The 16,447-nt window shown below is 55.3% G+C and carries 16 protein-coding genes; 11 read left to right on the top strand and 5 right to left on the bottom strand.

All coding sequences use genetic code 11. From position 1 onward, the window contains the following. The first annotated feature begins 100 nt into the window (after positions 1-100). The 3 genes from IEW12_RS06870 to IEW12_RS06880 all read left to right on the top strand — a co-directional run bounded on the left by IEW12_RS06870 (position 101) and on the right by IEW12_RS06880 (position 3,723). Positions 101-2,086 carry a S9 family peptidase gene (locus tag IEW12_RS06870; RefSeq protein WP_188565185.1) on the top strand — a complete coding sequence of 662 codons (1,986 nt, stop codon included), beginning with the start codon at positions 101-103 and terminating at the stop codon, positions 2,084-2,086. Positions 2,087-2,241: 155 nt separating this feature from the next. Further along, entirely contained in the window at positions 2,242-3,135 is an 894-nt protein-coding gene (locus tag IEW12_RS06875) for a GGDEF domain-containing protein (RefSeq protein WP_188565186.1), read from the top strand. A gap of 105 nt (positions 3,136-3,240) precedes the next feature. Then, entirely contained in the window at positions 3,241-3,723 is a 483-nt protein-coding gene (locus IEW12_RS06880) for a FlxA-like family protein (protein WP_188565187.1), read from the top strand. A 26-nt stretch (positions 3,724-3,749) separates the two neighbouring features. Here IEW12_RS06880 and IEW12_RS06885 read toward each other — a convergent pair whose 3' ends face one another. Continuing rightward, on the bottom strand, positions 3,750-5,078 hold the full coding sequence (locus IEW12_RS06885) for a DUF945 family protein (protein ID WP_188565188.1): 1,329 nt from the start codon (positions 5,076-5,078) through the stop codon (positions 3,750-3,752). Between the two features lie 290 nt (positions 5,079-5,368). Between IEW12_RS06885 and IEW12_RS06890 the strand changes: the two genes are divergently transcribed. The 4 genes from IEW12_RS06890 (at position 5,369) to IEW12_RS06905 (ending at position 8,256) form a co-directional block, all read left to right on the top strand. Next, positions 5,369-5,836 carry an RDD family protein gene (locus IEW12_RS06890; RefSeq protein ID WP_188565189.1) on the top strand — a complete coding sequence of 156 codons (468 nt, stop codon included), beginning with the start codon at positions 5,369-5,371 and terminating at the stop codon, positions 5,834-5,836. Between the two features lie 30 nt (positions 5,837-5,866). Continuing rightward, entirely contained in the window at positions 5,867-6,307 is a 441-nt protein-coding gene (locus tag IEW12_RS06895) for a YiiD C-terminal domain-containing protein (protein ID WP_188565190.1), read from the top strand. Positions 6,308-6,534: 227 nt separating this feature from the next. Then, positions 6,535-6,954: a cyclic nucleotide-binding domain-containing protein gene (locus IEW12_RS06900; protein WP_188565191.1), complete on the top strand. Its 420-nt coding sequence runs from the start codon at positions 6,535-6,537 to the stop codon at positions 6,952-6,954. Between the two features lie 9 nt (positions 6,955-6,963). Further along, a complete protein-coding gene (locus tag IEW12_RS06905; protein WP_229750958.1) occupies positions 6,964-8,256 on the top strand; it encodes an AI-2E family transporter in 1,293 nt (430 codons plus the stop codon). Positions 8,257-8,270: 14 nt separating this feature from the next. Here IEW12_RS06905 and IEW12_RS06910 read toward each other — a convergent pair whose 3' ends face one another. Beyond that, positions 8,271-9,254, bottom strand: coding sequence for a diguanylate cyclase domain-containing protein (locus tag IEW12_RS06910; RefSeq protein WP_229750959.1), 984 nt, complete (start codon positions 9,252-9,254; stop codon positions 8,271-8,273). A gap of 519 nt (positions 9,255-9,773) precedes the next feature. On the opposite strand from IEW12_RS06910, the gene msrC reads away from it, so the two are divergent. Then, positions 9,774-10,277, top strand: a complete 504-nt coding sequence (gene msrC / locus IEW12_RS06915) for a free L-methionine (R)-S-oxide reductase MsrC (protein WP_188565193.1) — start codon at positions 9,774-9,776, stop codon at positions 10,275-10,277. On the opposite strand, the gene IEW12_RS06920 is transcribed toward msrC, so the two are convergent. Further along, on the bottom strand, positions 10,278-11,642 hold the full coding sequence (locus IEW12_RS06920; RefSeq protein WP_229750960.1) for a cation:proton antiporter: 1,365 nt from the start codon (positions 11,640-11,642) through the stop codon (positions 10,278-10,280). Positions 11,643-11,850: 208 nt separating this feature from the next. Between IEW12_RS06920 and IEW12_RS06925 the strand changes: the two genes are divergently transcribed. Next, complete coding sequence (locus tag IEW12_RS06925) at positions 11,851-12,291, top strand: hypothetical protein (RefSeq protein WP_188565194.1); 441 nt, start codon at positions 11,851-11,853, stop codon at positions 12,289-12,291. Between the two features lie 66 nt (positions 12,292-12,357). Here the strand turns inward: IEW12_RS06925 and IEW12_RS06930 are convergent, their stop codons facing one another. Continuing rightward, positions 12,358-13,041, bottom strand: a complete 684-nt coding sequence (locus IEW12_RS06930) for a type 1 glutamine amidotransferase domain-containing protein (RefSeq protein ID WP_188565195.1) — start codon at positions 13,039-13,041, stop codon at positions 12,358-12,360. Between the two features lie 174 nt (positions 13,042-13,215). Between IEW12_RS06930 and IEW12_RS06935 the strand changes: the two genes are divergently transcribed. Both IEW12_RS06935 and IEW12_RS06940 read left to right on the top strand, forming a co-directional pair. Continuing rightward, on the top strand, positions 13,216-14,049 hold the full coding sequence (locus IEW12_RS06935) for an alpha/beta fold hydrolase (RefSeq protein ID WP_188565196.1): 834 nt from the start codon (positions 13,216-13,218) through the stop codon (positions 14,047-14,049). A 99-nt stretch (positions 14,050-14,148) separates the two neighbouring features. After that, positions 14,149-15,618, top strand: a complete 1,470-nt coding sequence (locus tag IEW12_RS06940; protein WP_188565197.1) for a M20/M25/M40 family metallo-hydrolase — start codon at positions 14,149-14,151, stop codon at positions 15,616-15,618. Positions 15,619-15,659: 41 nt separating this feature from the next. Here the strand turns inward: IEW12_RS06940 and IEW12_RS06945 are convergent, their stop codons facing one another. Next, on the bottom strand, positions 15,660-16,436 hold the full coding sequence (locus tag IEW12_RS06945) for a YoaK family protein (RefSeq protein WP_188565198.1): 777 nt from the start codon (positions 16,434-16,436) through the stop codon (positions 15,660-15,662). Between the last annotated feature and the right edge of the window lie 11 nt (positions 16,437-16,447).

The following is a 16,447-nucleotide window of genomic DNA, read 5'->3' on the forward strand; positions in this document are numbered from 1 at the left end:
CGGCGCAAATTATTGTTGTTTTTGAACTTTTTTGGACTAATATCCTTTAATTCGCGTCAAGCTGCAACAAACCGGGGCCATCCACTTCAGGGAGAATAATATGGAGTCGTCTTTTTTGTTTAAGAAGCTCACTGCCATGGCTTGCGCAGCCAGTTTAGGCATTCTGGCTATTTGCGCCGGTGCTGCAGAATCAGGCACCGCATCCGCTACGGCCAAAGAAAGCCCCAAAGCCGGCAGCAAGGCCGTCAAGCGCTACACGATAGAGCAATTCATGGCGACGACGTCCATCCTCGGCGCATCCTTCAGCGCAGATGAAAATCGCATCCTGTATAGCAGCAATGAAACCGGCATCTTCAATGTCTATGTCATTCCTGTTGCCGGCGGCAAGCCCGAACAACTGACCAAATCGACAAGCGAGAGCACCTACTCGGTCAGCTTTTTCCCCAATGACGACCGCATCATGTTCACCCATGACAAGGGCGGCGATGAAAATAATCATCTGTATGTGCGCAATGAAGACGGCAGCGAAAAGGACATCACACCGGGCGACAAGCTGAAGGCCAGCTTCGTATCCTGGTCTGAAGACGGCACCAGCTTTTTTGTGACCACCAATGAACGCGACCCCAAATATTTCGACCTTTACCGCTACGACACAAAGAGCTTCTCGCGCGAACTGCTGTTCAAAAACGAACAGGGCTTCAACATCGCGGATATCAGCCGCAATCAGCGCTGGGTAGCGCTGGGCAAGCCGAATACGACATCCGATAACGAAATCTATCTGTATGACATCAGCAACAAGATACTGAAGAACCTGACCCCGCACATGGGCAGCATCAACTATGGCGCTCAGAGCTTCGATCCTCAATCGCAGCGGCTGCTGTTTACTACCGACGAGAATGGGGAATTTACCGCGCTGCGCAGCTATGATCTGGGCAGCGGCACCTTCAAGGATGTGGAAAAAGCTGATTGGGATATTGTATTTACCTATTATTCCAAGGACGGGCGTTTCCGGGTCACCGGCGTCAACGAAGACGGCAGCACTGCGATACGCCTGGTACAAGGTACCAGGGAAGAAGCAGTCAAACTGCCGAAGCTGCCCAAGGGCGAGATACGCGGCCTCCAGTTTTCCGGCAAAGGCAGCCGCATGGCCTTTTATGTCAATGGCGACCAGTCTCCCAGCAATCTGTTCGTTTATGACTTCAAGAGCAAACAGGTAAAGCAACTGACGCAAAGCCTGAGCAAGGAAATCGATCCAGCCGATCTGGTGGAAGCGCAAGTTGTACGCTTCAAGTCCTTTGACGGCATGGTGGTGCCTTCCATTTACTATAAACCGCGCGGCGCCTCCGCCAGTGCAAAGGTGCCGGCGCTGGTGTATGTGCATGGAGGACCCGGCGGCCAGACCAAGCGCGGCTACAGTGCGCAGATCCAATACCTGGTCAATCACGGCTATGCAGTGCTAGGCATTAATAATCGCGGCAGTGGCGGCTATGGAAAAAGCTTTTACAAGGCGGATGACCGCAAGCATGGCCGCGAGCCATTATGGGATTGCGTTGAGGCCAAAACCTACCTCGCCGGCCTGGGCTACATTGATCCCGAGCGCGTAGGCATCATCGGCGGCAGCTACGGCGGCTACATGACGCTGGCAGCCCTGGCCTTCCGGCCGGAAGCCTTCAAAGTGGGCATAGACATTTTTGGTGTCAGCAACTGGCTGCGCACGCTGGAAAGCATACCGCCGTACTGGGAGTCCTTCCGCAAGGCCCTGTATGAAGAGATAGGCGACCCTGTCGCCGACAAGGACTTTTTGATTGCGACCTCACCGCTTTTCCATGCGAAGGAAATTCGCGCGCCGCTGATGGTGATACAGGGCGCCAATGATCCGCGCGTGATCAAACCGGAGAGCGATGAAATCGTCGATGCGGTCAAAAAGAATGGCGTACCGGTAGAGTATGTGGTGTTTGCCGATGAGGGCCACGGTTTTTCCAAGAAGAAAAATCAGATGGAGGCCAACCGCAAGATACTGGAGTTCCTGGATGCCCACCTGAAGGGAAACGGCAGCGGCAAAACTGTCGCACTGGCGAAACCATAACGGGGGAACCGGGCAAACTCTTTTGCCAGAGTGTAGGCCCGGTAGTAATATACGGCATGCCATGCCCTGAAAATCTTGGGGCATGGCCGAAATGCCGCAGCGTCTCATCCATGTTTAGCGGATAAAAATTCTTCAACATCGCTATAAAAAATAAAATGGACAATTTGCTGGATAATATGCGTGACGCGCTGGACCTGGTCGAGTATGGCATCGTACTGCTGGACGAAGACCTGAGAGCCCGCTTCATCAACCGCTCCTTCCGAAAAATGTGGGCCCTGCCGGACTATGTGCGCGGCGAAACCTATACCTTTGAATCCCTGATACAGCACGCATCGCAGACCGGCGCCTATCCCATTGCTCCGCAACATCTGGACAGCTACATCGCCGATCGTGTCGCGCAAGTGAAATCCGGCCATGACGGCCCCCGGCTGCTGAGCCTGTCCGACGACAGGGTCTTGAAGTTCGAATGCGTACCCTTGCCGCGCGGCGGCAGCATGCTGACCTATGCCGACCAGTCTGATCTGATACACGCGGTAGAAAAGCTGGAAGAGATCATCCACATCGATGACCTGACCAAGCTGAATAACAGGCGCTTCCTGAATACCTGCGGCGAGACCGAAGTGGCTCGCTCCAAGCGTTACTCGCATCCGCTGTCTGTCGTGGTTATCAACCTGGATCAATTCAAGAAAATCGATGCCGATTATGGCCGCGATGCCGGTGACAAGGTCTTGTGCGCGGTGGCAGACTGCTGCCGTGAAGCGACCAGGAATACCGACGTAATCGGTCGCCTGGGCGGCGACGAATTTGCACTGATACTGCCGGCCACCACGCTGGCGGCGGCTATGGTCGTCGCAGAAAAAACACGCCGCAAGATCGCCGCCATCGTAGTCCATGTCGGGCCGCTATCGGTCAAAGTGACGGCCAGTTTCGGCGTGGTCACCGTGACCGAACACAAGCGCAGCTTTGAAGACTTGCTGCAAAGCGCCAACAAGGCCATGCAAACGGCCAAATCAACCGGTCGTAATACCGTCGTCGCTGCTCCTCAGTAGAAAACATCTGCTGCAAAAATAAACTTTAGACAACAGGCCTGCGTTGTCTAAAGTTTATCTGTCCATTGCCGTTATTTACATTGTTAGCAAATTGACAGGTAAGCGATGATAGACTCCAGCCTTTCCATTTCCCGTGGCATCAATGTCACTACCGTCGCTGGCTCAAGCGGCGGCGATAGCGCCAACGAGGTCGCTGCGCTGATGAAACGCATTGCCCAATTGCAGAAGGATATCAAGAAGCGGATCAACGATAATTCGGGCGATCCTAAACAAAAGCTGGAACAGCTCAAGCTGATGCAGGCGGAATTGACGCTGATGAACCAGTCGCTGACTCGCCTGCTGGCAGAGCAGGCCAGGCAAGGGAAAAGACAGGAAGGCAAGACATCGGGCGCAGAAGTGGCGCAGGAATCCGCGCCGGATGGCGGAACGAACAAGGCCGCGCTAAAAATCAAGCCCATGCCGGTGCCGGCCTCCCGCACTTCCAGCATCCCTGCGGGTAATGCCACGGCTACTGCTACCGGCATTATCAAGAGCAGCAGCAACACCAGCGCCAGCACAAGCACCCCGACTATCGATACCTACGCCTGAACCGGGAGACGCGCGTTCCCCCGATTTTACTTCCCTGTTTTCGGCAAATTGAATGGCACAGGCTTGCCGTTGACGGAAAATTTTCCGCTGGCAAAATCCACGCTGCTACGCAGGGTGTCGCCATCCACCAGTATCAGGTTTTGCTTACGCAAATTTTCCACCATCTGGGTCACCATCAGGTTAGCCATCTGGTTCACCGCATCATCCGCCACCGGCTGGCCTTTCTCTGCTTTTTGCTCCAGCGATTTTCGGGAAAACAGCCGTGCAATTTCCTCTGCCAGACCCATAGGCATTTCAAAGTCAAAATGAGCGACCAGCTTTTCCTTGATTTTGGCAAAGGATGTCAGGTCGCTTTGGCGCGCATCTTTAAAAAACAGCTTGCCGCTGATCATGGCCTTGAATCCACGGTAAACGGCAGAAATTTCCTGTACATCGAGGGAGGTAGCCGGCGTCAGCAATTTCAAGCCATCTTTTTTGAATAAGGCGAGCATGGCTTCATTTTGCTTTTTGACCGGTGCTTTGCCGCGCGCCTGCTTTTCCACTTCCTGCTGCAACTGGGCCATCGCCTTTTCGCTCAGGTTATGCATTTTGAAGGCCGCACGTGTCGGCCCCAGCTCATCTTTCTCCCATTTGACCGACTGTGTAGAAATCGAATAGCTCATATCGACCAATTGGGCCCGCTGCGACAGACCCACCTGCACTTGCGTGTCATTGATCTGCGCCAGCGTGCTGGACCCGGCGTTATCCACCCGCATCGAAGCAATCCTGAAACTGGCATCGCCCAGCCACAAACGGTGCGCATTCAGGTCTTGCGCGCTCTGTACGCTGATGTCTTCTGCCTTGAAGGTCCAGCCGTCATTGTGTTCAAGGCTGAACCAGGGCAAGGTCCCCTTGATGTCTGCATGATGAAAAGTGGAATCGTAGGTAGAGACGCCGTTGAGCGCGGCCCACTGCACTTTCCCTTGTATGACAGGATCCGTGTAATTCAGCGCGTCCACCGCCAGGGAAACATCCACTTTTCCATCGGCACGCGGCACCGCCTGCAACTTCCAGGGTTTTTCGGTGCCGAATACCTTCAATAGTTTTTGCCGGGTTGCCGGAGAAAAGTCGAAGCTGTTGTATTTTGCAATCTTTGCCTTGGGCGCCAAATTCAACGCCTGCAAAGCCTTCAGTTCGGCACTAACGGCTCGCATTGCCTGTACCAGTTCAGAAGACTCATATTTATCGGTTTTGAATGCAGGTACCGGCGCGGGCACAGCAGGCGCAGCGGCAACCACGGCAGCGTCACCCGCAAAAGCAGGAATGGAGCACAGCAGGGAAGCAGCGATGGCTGTATGCGCAAAGATTTTTTTCACAGTAGAAATCCAGGGAGAATGGAAAGAAGGTTCACCAGTGCATAAAATCCGCGCTTTAGCGCGGATACGCGATTGTATGATGAAAATATTACAATGATAATAAATGATGTGAAATACAAGAGACGAAATAAAAGAGATGAAATTCAGCGAAATCTATAGGATGCGTGGCAACGGCGGAGAGACAGCCGATATCAAAGAAGACGTAATACTTGGTGAATACTTAGTGGAATGCAATCTGGCGTAACATGATGCCTGCCGTCGATGTGACGGCCAGCCTTTAGGGATAAATAATGGATGTGACAGAACTCGAATACGTAGGATTCGGCCCGCGCCTGTGGGCCAGTATCATAGACACCGTACTACTGACTATCCTGCTGATTGCAATCCTGCTCGTTTGGTATGGCGCCGACAGTTTGGCCAGTGGCCTGGAACTGACGGGCTGGACCAATATATTTTTCAGCTATGTACTCCCTGCCCTGATCATCCTGGCATTCTGGCTGTTGAAAGGCGCGACACCGGGCAAGATGGCGATAGGCGCGAAAATAGTCGATGCCAATACCGGACTGCCACCCACTACCAAACAGCATATCATCCGCTATATCGCTTATTACATTTCCTTGATACCGCTATGCCTCGGCTTTTTCTGGGTCTTGTTCGACAAAAGAAAACAAGGCTGGCATGACAAGCTTGCCGGCACTGTCGTGGTGAGGTTAAAACACCGCGGCACCGAACCAGTCGTGTTTCCGAACCAGTCTTAATCTGTCGACCATGCCAAGCAAGGACCAAGAGTGAAAGAAATCGATCTGCAGCAATATCTGTACGAACACATTCCGCTATCAAAGGCCATGCAGGTAGAAGTCGCGCACAGCAGCCAGGACAGCATCGTGCTGACCGCTCCCCTGGCACCCAATATCAACCACCAGGAAACCGTGTTTGGCGGCAGCGCCTCCGCCGTGGCCATTCTGGCCGCGTGGTCGCTGGTCCAGGTAAGGTTGAAACAGGCTGGCATCAAGAACGACCTGATCATACAGCGCAACACCATGGAGTATGAATTACCGGTCAGCGGCGCGTTCAGCGCACGCTCGCAGATCAGCGATGCGGATTGGCAGGGCTTCTTGCGCATGCTGGGCCGCAAGGGACGCGCCCGCATTGCTGTCACGGCGGTGCTGGAGTTTGAAGGAAAACCCGCTGGCCATCTGCGTGGCGAATTTGTTGCATTCGCCAAGTGAGCCGGCTCCCTGCCCTTCAGGCGGATCGGGCGCGTCTTATTTTTTAATGCCTGGAGAAAATATTTCCGGGCAAATGCCGCAGATTCGGCAATGTGTCGGATAATCTGCAGTGGCGAGCAGTCTAGCGCCTGAAACTCTTCCAGCCTCTACTACAGACCAGCTCCATGTCCAAATTTCCTTTCTTTAAGCCACATTTTAGCCTGCGTTATGAGCAGCTTCGCTCTGTGATGCTGTTCGAAACACTGAACAAGCGGGAGTTCAGCACCATTGATGCAATGCTGCATGAGAGGGACTATGTCAAGGACGAGCTGATTTTCGACGTAGGCGAAGACAGCCAGGCGATCTACATCGTTTTGTCGGGCGCTGTCTCGGTATCGCGCAGGTCCAGCGGAGTGGAAGAAGAAATCGTCCGTTTTCAACCAGGAGGTTTTTTCGGCGAACTGGCCTTGCTGGACAATGCACCGCGCTCCGCCGTTGCGCGTGCCGCAGAAGATTGCAAGCTGGTAGTGATGTTCCGCGCCGACCTGGCAGCGTTGGCCGAAACCCACGTCGTGCTATCGAATAAAGTCTTGCTGCAGATGGCGCGCCACCTTGCGCATATTGTCAGGCAAACTGCGATGCGTACCGGCACTACGCTGCATCTGTAGGAGCGAAAAGTGACTGAAGAACATATGATCGCGGCCGTGCAACAAGCCGCCGCCAAAACGCAGGCGGATACCAGGGCACAGGAGCCGGCATTCAGTGATAGCGGGGAAGAAAGTAAGTATTTTGACAGGGATGACGAGAAAAGCGACTTTGACATCAACCAGTATGCACGCGGCACTACTGCATCCGGCCCGTTTGTATTGCTAAGCGTGATCGCTACCACCTGCGTACTGCTGTTCCTGTTCCAGAAACTGCTGTGGCTGGTAACGCCCTTCCTGCTGGCGCTGATACTGTACTACCTGCTGTTTCCCTTCATGGAAAGACTGATGTTCCTGGGCCTTAGCCGCGAGCGTGCGGCGCTGTCCGTGATTCTCGGTTTTGTCACGGTCGGCTTCCTTGCCACTATCCTGTTCCTGCCACGGGTCTTGATGCGGCTGTCCAATAGCCAGGCGCTGATAGGCCGCTATGTGAATGGAGCGGTATCGCTTGCGCTGAATACGGTCGCCGCGCTGGAGGAAAATTTCAGCGTGCTGGCACAAGCGCATTTATCCAGGACGCTCAATGGCCGCTTCGGCCATGCGACCGGCACTATTTCAGAGATCGTCGAACCGGTATTGATGGGAGCCGCTACCTGGGCACCGGCGCTGCTGCTGGTGCCTCTGCTGGCCTTCTTTTTCTTGAAGGACGGCCAGCGTTTCAAGGTTTTCCTCAGCCGCTCGGTGCCTAACGCTTTTTTCGAGACCACGCTACAACTGCTGCATGAAGTGGACCGGGCGGCGCTGGCCTATTTCCGCGGCCTGATACAACTGACGGTGCTGGACACTGCGACACTGGCAGTCGGCTTATGGGTGATAGGCATGCCGGCACCACTAGCGCTTGGCCTGCTTTCGGCAGTATTGGCCTGGGTACCGTATATCGGCTCCGTGGTGGGCGGCTTTATAGTGGTGACGGTGGCGGCGTCGGCCTTCCCAACCGATCCGACCATGGCTTACTGGGCAGCAGGCCTGTTCATTGTATTGCGCCTGCTGGACGATTTCCTGTACATGCCGATGACGATAGGCAAAAGCCTGCGCATCCATCCGCTGATTTCAGTTGTCATGATTTTTATCGGCGGCGCGGTTGCCGGTATCGCCGGCCTGATGCTGGTGCTGCCGGTGTTTGGCATCGTGCTGGTAATCGGTGAAACGGTGGGCCTGGTGGTCACCAATGAGCGCCTGCGGGCACGCTATCAGCATGGGAAATATTTACGCAGGCGCAAGGCACATCTGGGCCTGCGATTTGGAACGGCGCGCAAGCGCTGGTAATACTGCCCCCTGGCTTATGCCCGGCTGCCCCAGCTAGCCGAGGCCATCGTCATGCTGGATGTATCGTTGGCGCAGCTGTCGTTGCTGCATTCGGGGCCGGCTACCAGATATTGGTTCTTGCCGCAGCGCTTGGCTTCGTACAAGGCCTTATCGGCATAATTGATAAGGTCTTCCGCTTCAGTGGCATTATGCGGATAAAAGCTGACCCCTATGCTGGCCGTGACCTTGACCATATGCCCATCGATGATGCAGGGGCTGGACAAGACCCGCACCAGCTCCGATGCCAGCCTGTGCGCATCGCTGGCCTGCCGTATCTGTGCCAGCACGATGACGAACTCATCGCCGCCTATGCGGGCAATCGTATCTTCTTCCCGGGAGGTAGACAGCAGGCGGTCGGCAACGATCTTCAGCAGCTTGTCGCCGCAATCGTGTCCGTAGCTGTCATTAACTTGCTTGAAACCATCCAGATCCAGATAGAGCACGCCGACCGAGAGTTCATTTCTGCTGGCATGCTTGATCGCGGTGTCCAGCCTGTCGCTCAGCAAGCGCCGGTTGGGCAGGCCGGTCAATACATCTTGCAGCGCCAGCGCTTCCTGGGCCTTGCTATGCGCCGTCACCTGCTTGTACAGCAAGCGCACTTCCAGCATGTTGTGGATACGCTTTTCCAATTCCAGTGCATCAAAGGGTTTGGCGATGAAGTCCCTGGCCCCCGCTTCCAGCGAGCGTATCTTCAAATCGCTATTGCCGGTAATTGCCAGCACAGGCAGGTAGTCTTCCGTGCAGTGGCTCTTGATTTCTTCCATCACCTGGAATCCGCTGATCCCTGGCATTTGCATATCCAGCAGGATCAGGTCATAGTCGTTTTGCAGATGCAGGCTGCACACCGCAGCCGGGTCGGTGGTCCCGTCCACGTTCATGTAGCCCATCGCATTTAATAGCATGGAAAGCACTTCCACATTGTCGCGACTATCGTCGACGACCAGGATATGTGCTCTCAAAATGTCTTCGCTATTGACCATGTACGCTTGATAAAAGTTGTGTAGAAAATTGAAGCAGTATTTCTGATGCAAACCCTGCCGCAGTGCCAAGCAATCTGCCAATGTTTAAATTTAGACCATTCCTGCTCCCTATACAATGTCGTGCATGGGAAGAAAGTCATCGTCTTATTCTATGGAGCTCATAGTGGCAATCGACCAAGAAATTTCCAAAAAGCAATTCGCATCATAGATTCATTTGCGTTCAGGCACTGTCGGAATTGGCCTACTGGTCACGTGAGAAATCTCCGAAAAAGTTCGCCATACCGGCGCTTTTTATTCACAGATCCGCCCGCATCTGCACTTCAGGCAAGTACCCAATATCGTTGAATGCATCAGCAGCGTCAACCGCTGTAACATCTTCTTACCACACGGCAATGCTGGCAGCGGCAAGACCTTGCTGAATATATAATGGAGCGCCGGCACCGCCATATGCTTGCATTTTTAATTGCATTTTTTATCACACATTAACTATATTACATCATGTTCACCACTCCTGTCGCCAGTATCAAACCAGACTATGCTTTGCTTGCCCGCCAAGTGGCCAGCATCCTTGAAGACGAGCGCGATCTGGTCGCCAATGCGTCGCAATTCTCTGCCTTCATCTACGACACCATTGCCGACCTGAACTGGGCCGGCTTTTATCTGGCAAGGCCGTCAAAAAAAGGCGGACAGGAACAGGAACTGCTGGTCGGCCCTTTCCAGGGCAAGGTTGCCTGCGCGCGCATCCCTTTTGGCCGCGGCGTTTGCGGCACTTCGGCAGCCGAGCGCCGCACTATCCTGGTCCCTGATGTGCACGCCTTCCCCGGCCACATCGCTTGTGATTCAGCATCCAATGCGGAGATCGTGATTCCTGTTATCAAGGACGGCGAACTGTTTGGCGTCTTCGATATCGACAGCCCCAGCCTGAACCGCTTCAGCGAAGAAGACCAGCAGGGACTTGAAGCGCTGCTTGCCGCCTTCGTCGCAGCGACAGATTTCAAATAATCACTGGGCTTTCCTCTCCGGCGGCCTCCTGTGCCGCCAGACGATATTCATCAAAGGCTTGACGCTGATGCCGTGGACCACGATGGACAAGGTAATCACGATCAGCGTCAGTTGTATCAATTGCAGCGCCAGCGCCTCTGGCAAGCCGTGCTGTATCGCGTACATCAGGTAGTACAGCGAACCTATCCCGCGCACACCAAACCAACCCGTCAAGCCGCGCATGCGCCAGGAGGCGCCGCTACCCAGCATGCCCAGCATCACACTCAGCGGACGCGCCACCAGGAACAGGAAAAAAGCGAAACCTACTGCGCGCCAATCCCAGGAATTGACAAACAGCATGCCGCCTACCAGCAGGATCAGAATCACTTCCGACAGGCGCTCCAGGTGTTCCTTGAAGATCAGCGAACTTTCGCTGACCGTGTCTTCCGGGTCGGCAGCAATCTGAACAGCATCGACGCCGCTCGACAGGGGCACGGCCAGCGCTGACGCTGGCAAAGGATCAGGTGGAGATTCGGGCCGGGAGTGCTTTTGCTTGCTCCTGGCGATTCCGGCCAGCTTCAGCTCTGTCTGATGCAGCGCGACCGCAGCGAAGAACACCGCAAGGAATCCCCAGGCATTAATCAGTACGCTGACGCCATACACCACGCCTATCAATCCCAATCCCAGAAAATCATCCATCAAGTCCCTGCTCTGCTGCTGGCCGCGTATCTTCCAGATCAGCCGCGCCAGCAATACTCCCGATACCACACCGAGCAGGATGCCAGCTACCGTCGCCCACAGCACATCCAGCAAAGCCCAGCGCAACCCCGTATCCCCTACCTCATGCAAACCCAGCAGGCCCATGCCCAGCATCACAAACGGAAAGGCGCTGCCGTCATTCATGCCAGCTTCGCAGGTCAGCGTAAACCGAAGTTGATCATGGTCGCCCGGGTGGCGAATCTGCACGTCGGTCGCCAGCACAGGATCTGTAGGCGCTACAATGGCCCCCAGCAGCACACAGGCGCCGACAGGCAAGCCGAATACGTAATAAGCGAAAGCAGCAACCAGTGCCACGCTGGCGGTCATCGATACCGTTGCCAGCAGCACCGGCGTGCGCCAGCGCCGAAAATTGATGGGCACCGGCATTTTCACCCCAGCCGAAAACAGTGATATCAGCACGGCGATTTCGGTCAGCACCTCCAGTAAGGCCGATTCCTTCAAGGGATTGAAATGGAACAGGTTGAGCACCGTCGGTCCGACCAGCAAGCCGGCTGCCAGGTAGATGATGGCGGACGTAACCGGCAACAGCTTCAGCCTGGCCGAAGTAAGCCCCATGAACAGCAGCAAGCCTCCCACCAGCAAGAACCAGAGTGGATCAGAGATCATGGCATCCGCTTAAAACAGAAAAAGTATCGGGTAAATGCATGCTTCAGATTTGACCACAGATACCCAAATGTCTAAGCGCGCCAGCGTACGGATAAGGAAGATGCATGCGGATAGCCTGTTGAACAGGCTGATCTTCTGAAACAACACCGGTACAATATTTTTCAAAACAAAAAGTGCAGTAAGCCAATCTTGATGTATATTAATTCTTATGAACAATCAAACCGACATTAAGCTCAGCGGTCCGTTCAGCGCGAAGGACTCTTCGGGGCAGTTGCGCAATATCAAAGGTATTCGTATCTTTGATGAGGGCTACGGCATGATAGACGTGTATGTGGATTTCGCTTCCGGTTTTGAAGACGATCCGCTGCATGAGGATCAAGTTTTGATCAACGCGATAATCCGCCGGCTACGAACACTCGGCTACCGCGGCCCTGACTTCGGCCTCGCCGATGCCGGCTTGCAGGATGACAGGCTCATCGTATTGCAGGCACCGGAACCCTTCAACGAATTTGCCGCCAGCAAGGGCTGGCGCAACCTGGCAGAAGAATTTGCCGACGATGACGAAGATCTCGTTCCTGACTCCAGCCTGGCTGCTCTGATCTCCGCAATGGAAGCAGATGCGTTGATACGCCGACTTAGAGCACATTGACATTGCCGTCCCACTTCGCGGATCAAAACACAAGCCTATTAAGGCAAGGCATTGAGTACTAGCCTACTAGGCTTGCCCCAGATTTTTTACCAAGGCCAGCGCCGCTGCTTCTGACGAAGCCGGATTTTGTCCGGTAATCAGATTTCCATCGACGACGATATATGGCTGCCAGTCTGGACGCTTGCTATATTTCCCGCCCAGCCGAACCAGTTCGTCCTCCACCAAAAACGGCACGATATCCGTCAATTGCACGGCAGCCTCTTCCGAGTTGGTGAATCCGGCGACATTCTTGTCTTTCACCAGGGCCTGGCCATCGGCAGACTTTGCATGCCGCAAAACACCCGGCGCATGACATACCGCAACAACCGGCTTGCCTGCCGCATACATGATCTCGATCAGCTTGATGGATGTCTTGTCTTCGGCCAGATCCCACAAGGGGCCGTGCCCGCCCGGATAAAACACCGCATCATAGTCTGCAGCAGAAACAGCGGACAACTTGATCGTGGCGGCCAGGGCCGCCTGCGTTGCCAGATCATGCTTGAAACGCTCGGTGGCCGGGGTTTGCGCATCGGGATCATCGCTTTTGGGATCCAGCGGCGGTTGTCCGCCCTTGGGCGACGCCAGCGTGATCACAGCGCCCGCATCCTTGAATACATAGTACGGCGCGGCAAATTCCTCCAGCCAGAAACCGGTTTTCTTGCCGGTATTCCCCAATTGATCATGTGATGTCAGTATCATCAGGATATTCATGGTAGCCCTTCTTCCATACACTTATAGATCATTGATGATAACTTCTCAGCGGCAGCTAAACTGTACGGTAGCGAACATGTCCGCAAAGGCTGAAAATGCCGAATCTGCACCCGCTTCATCAAGCTATTCATCATTTACTTCGCCAACATTATGACTCGGCCAGGAGACCGCAATATGGGGCATGCAGCGCACACTCAAAACAGCCCGGCTGGGCAATTTTCCGAGCATGTGACGGTGGAAGGAATCGACGTCTATATGGAAGGCCGTGGACGCGAAACGATAGTCATGATCCATGGCTGGCCGGACACGCACCGTCTGTGGGATGAGCAAGTGGCCGCGCTCAGGGACCGCTACCGCTGCGTGCGCTTCACGCTGCCGGGCTTCGACGCCGGTAAACCGCGCCGCGCCTATTCGCTGGAGGAAACCATGGAAATTTTCCGGCGCATCATCGACAAGGTCTGTCACGGACACAAAGTGATACTGATGCTGCACGATTGGGGTTGTGTGTTCGGTTACCAGTTTTATATGCGACATCCATCCATGGTGTCCAGGATAGTCGGCGTGGACATAGGCGATGTGGACTCCCCCGACTACCAGCCAACGCTGAAAGCCAGGCTGATGATAGTCAGCTACCAGCTATGGCTGGCTGCGGCCTGGCGCCTGGGCGGCAGGATAGGCGATGCGATGACCCGCGGCATGGCGCGTGCAGCAAGAGCTTACGCACGGCCCCGGGACATCGGTTCCCGCATGTGCTATCCCTACGATATTTTCTGGACGGGCTCCCATGGCGGCTACAAGAACACGCAGCTATTCAAGCCCGCTTGCCCTATGCTGTACATTTACGGCAAGCACAAACCCTTCATGTTCCATTCCCCGGCATGGCTGCTGGAGCTGGCGGAACATCCCGGCTCCGAAGTGCTGGGAATCGACTCCGGCCATTGGGTGATGAAGGAACAGCCGCATGCCTTCAATGAAGCGGTAGCTTACTGGCTGACTTTCAGCGCCTGATATCAGCAGATGAGTGCATGCCCGCAGGACAATTTTGCGCCGTATGCGATATCATTATCGCCGCGCAAAAAAGTACTGACTTCTATTCATAGGCAAACAATGACAAAAAATACCGCCATCACCCGGCTTAAACGCATCAGCCGTGCCGTAGCGCTGGCCTGTCTGCTGGCAACGGCTGCGGGCCAAAGCAGCTTTGCAGCAGAAAGCAGCAAGCCCGCCGTAGATCCAGCCACGCTGGACAAAATCCGTGCAGCGGCCATGAGCAGCGACTGGGCCTATGACAGGCTGGAAGACCTGACCGACCGCATCGGCCCGCGCCTGTCCGGCTCGCCCGGAGCGGCGGCGGCGGTGACTCAGGTTGCGGAAGCGATGAAGAAGATAGGTGCGCAAGTCAGTTTGCAGCCGGTCAAGGTACCGCACTGGGTGCGCGGCGCGGAGGCGGCAGAGCTGGTGGAGTATGCAGGCCGCCCTGCGGGCATTACGCAAAAAGTGGTGCTGACGACGCTAGGCGGATCTTCAGCGACTCCCACCACCGGCATCACGGCCCAGGTGCTGGTGATTAACAGCTTTGACGAATTGCAGGCGCGCGCCGCTGAGGTCAAGGGCCGTATCGTGCTGTTCAACGTGCCCTTCGACCAGGACCTGGCGGACGGCGGACACGCGGGAGAGGCTTATGGGCTGGCAGCGAAATATCGCTCAGCCGGCCCTAACGCGGCGGCCAAGCTGGGTGCCGTTGCAGCATTGATGCGCTCGGTGACCGGCATAGACTACCGCATGCCGCACACCGGCAATACCGGTTTTGAAAAAGGCGTGAAGTTGCCGGCGGCTGCCGTCAGCACGGAAGACGCCATGCTGATGGCGCGTCTTTCAGCGAAAGGGCCGCTGAGCATGCACCTGACGCTGACGCCGCAAACACTGCCGGATGCTGATAGCCACAATGTGATCGCCGATCTGCCCGGCAGCGATCCGAATGCAGAAATCGTCATTATTTCCGGTCACCTGGATTCCTGGGACCTGGCACATGGCGCCATCGATGACGGTGCCGGTGTCACTGCCGCCATGGGAGCGCTGGAGATTATCAAGCGACTGGGTTTGCAACCGCGTCGTACGATACGTGTGATTGCATGGATGAATGAAGAAAACGGCGGACGCGGTGCCCAGGCTTATTTTGACGCCAACAAGGACAAGCTGGCATCGCATTTTGCCGCAATAGAAAGCGACAGCGGCGCAGGCAAGCCGGAAGGCATGTTTGCGGCCATCCGGCCGGAATCGGTAAAGCTGTTCGCCCCTTTGCAAAAAGCCTTGCTGCCGCTGGGCGCACCTGTCATGCGGCGTGCGGATGCCTTGCACACCGGCGACCTCACACCGCTGGAGCTGGGTGGGGTGCCCAGCTTTGAACCACTGCTGGACAGGCATACTTATTTCCACTACCACCATAGCGCGGCTGACACGCTGGACAAGGTGGAGCCGGACAATCTGCGCCGCCAGGTAGCCTTGATGGCAATGATGAGCTGGTACCTGTCCAATATGCCGGAAGCCATAGGCCGCGCGCCTGAGTTTAAGCCCTGAGCCAACAAACTCATCGAGACCGATAAGTCCGGGCCAATTCCTCAGCCCGGCTTTTCTCTCTTGTTGCGCCGAAAAAATCTCCAGCGCAAACGCAAGTCATACCAGATAGGCCCGAAGCTCAGCAGAGCCAGCAACGCGGACAGAAAAATTGTCGCCGAATAGCCTATGTGCTTGAAGCCCAGCGCACCGGAAACCCCGCCGATGAAAAAACAAAAGATCAGGGTTGCGTGCAGCCTCAGTTTACTGCGGTTGGCATACACGATTTGGCCCGGTATTTGACGGCGATTGTAGTAAAACAGCTTGCCCAGTTCTATGCCTATATCCGTGCTGAGCCCTGTTACATGTGTAGTCCGGATCACCGCGCCACTGACCTTGGTGATGATCGCGTTTTGCAAACCCATGATGAAGCACAATAGCAATACGGTGATGGGCGCCAACAGATCCCGCATTGCCGCCAGGTTGAGCCCCGCCAGTCCAAACAATAGCAGCAATGCCGCTTCCACCAACAGGCTCAATGCATACTGGCTGCGCAACTGACTGCGGCGCGCCCAATTGATCAGCAGAGCCGTCGTGGCGGCTCCCAGCACAAAGGCAATCCACGCCGCCAGTGCCGCCAGTGCAAGTCCCGACTCTCCCAGTGCGGCACTATCCGCCATGCCTGAGACGATGCCGGTCATATGCGAGGTATATCGTCCTATCGCAAGAAAGCCTCCGGCATTCACTGCACCGGCGACAAAAGCCAGCACATAGCCCAGATGCCTGTCCTTGCGGCTATCGCGTTTGTTGCTGGTTAATTGGCGCAGGTAAAGAAGCGGCATGTTTTTTTACA

The organism is Parundibacterium terreum (assembly GCF_014636315.1).
Taxonomy (GTDB): Bacteria; Pseudomonadota; Gammaproteobacteria; order Burkholderiales; family Burkholderiaceae_D; genus Undibacterium; species Undibacterium terreum.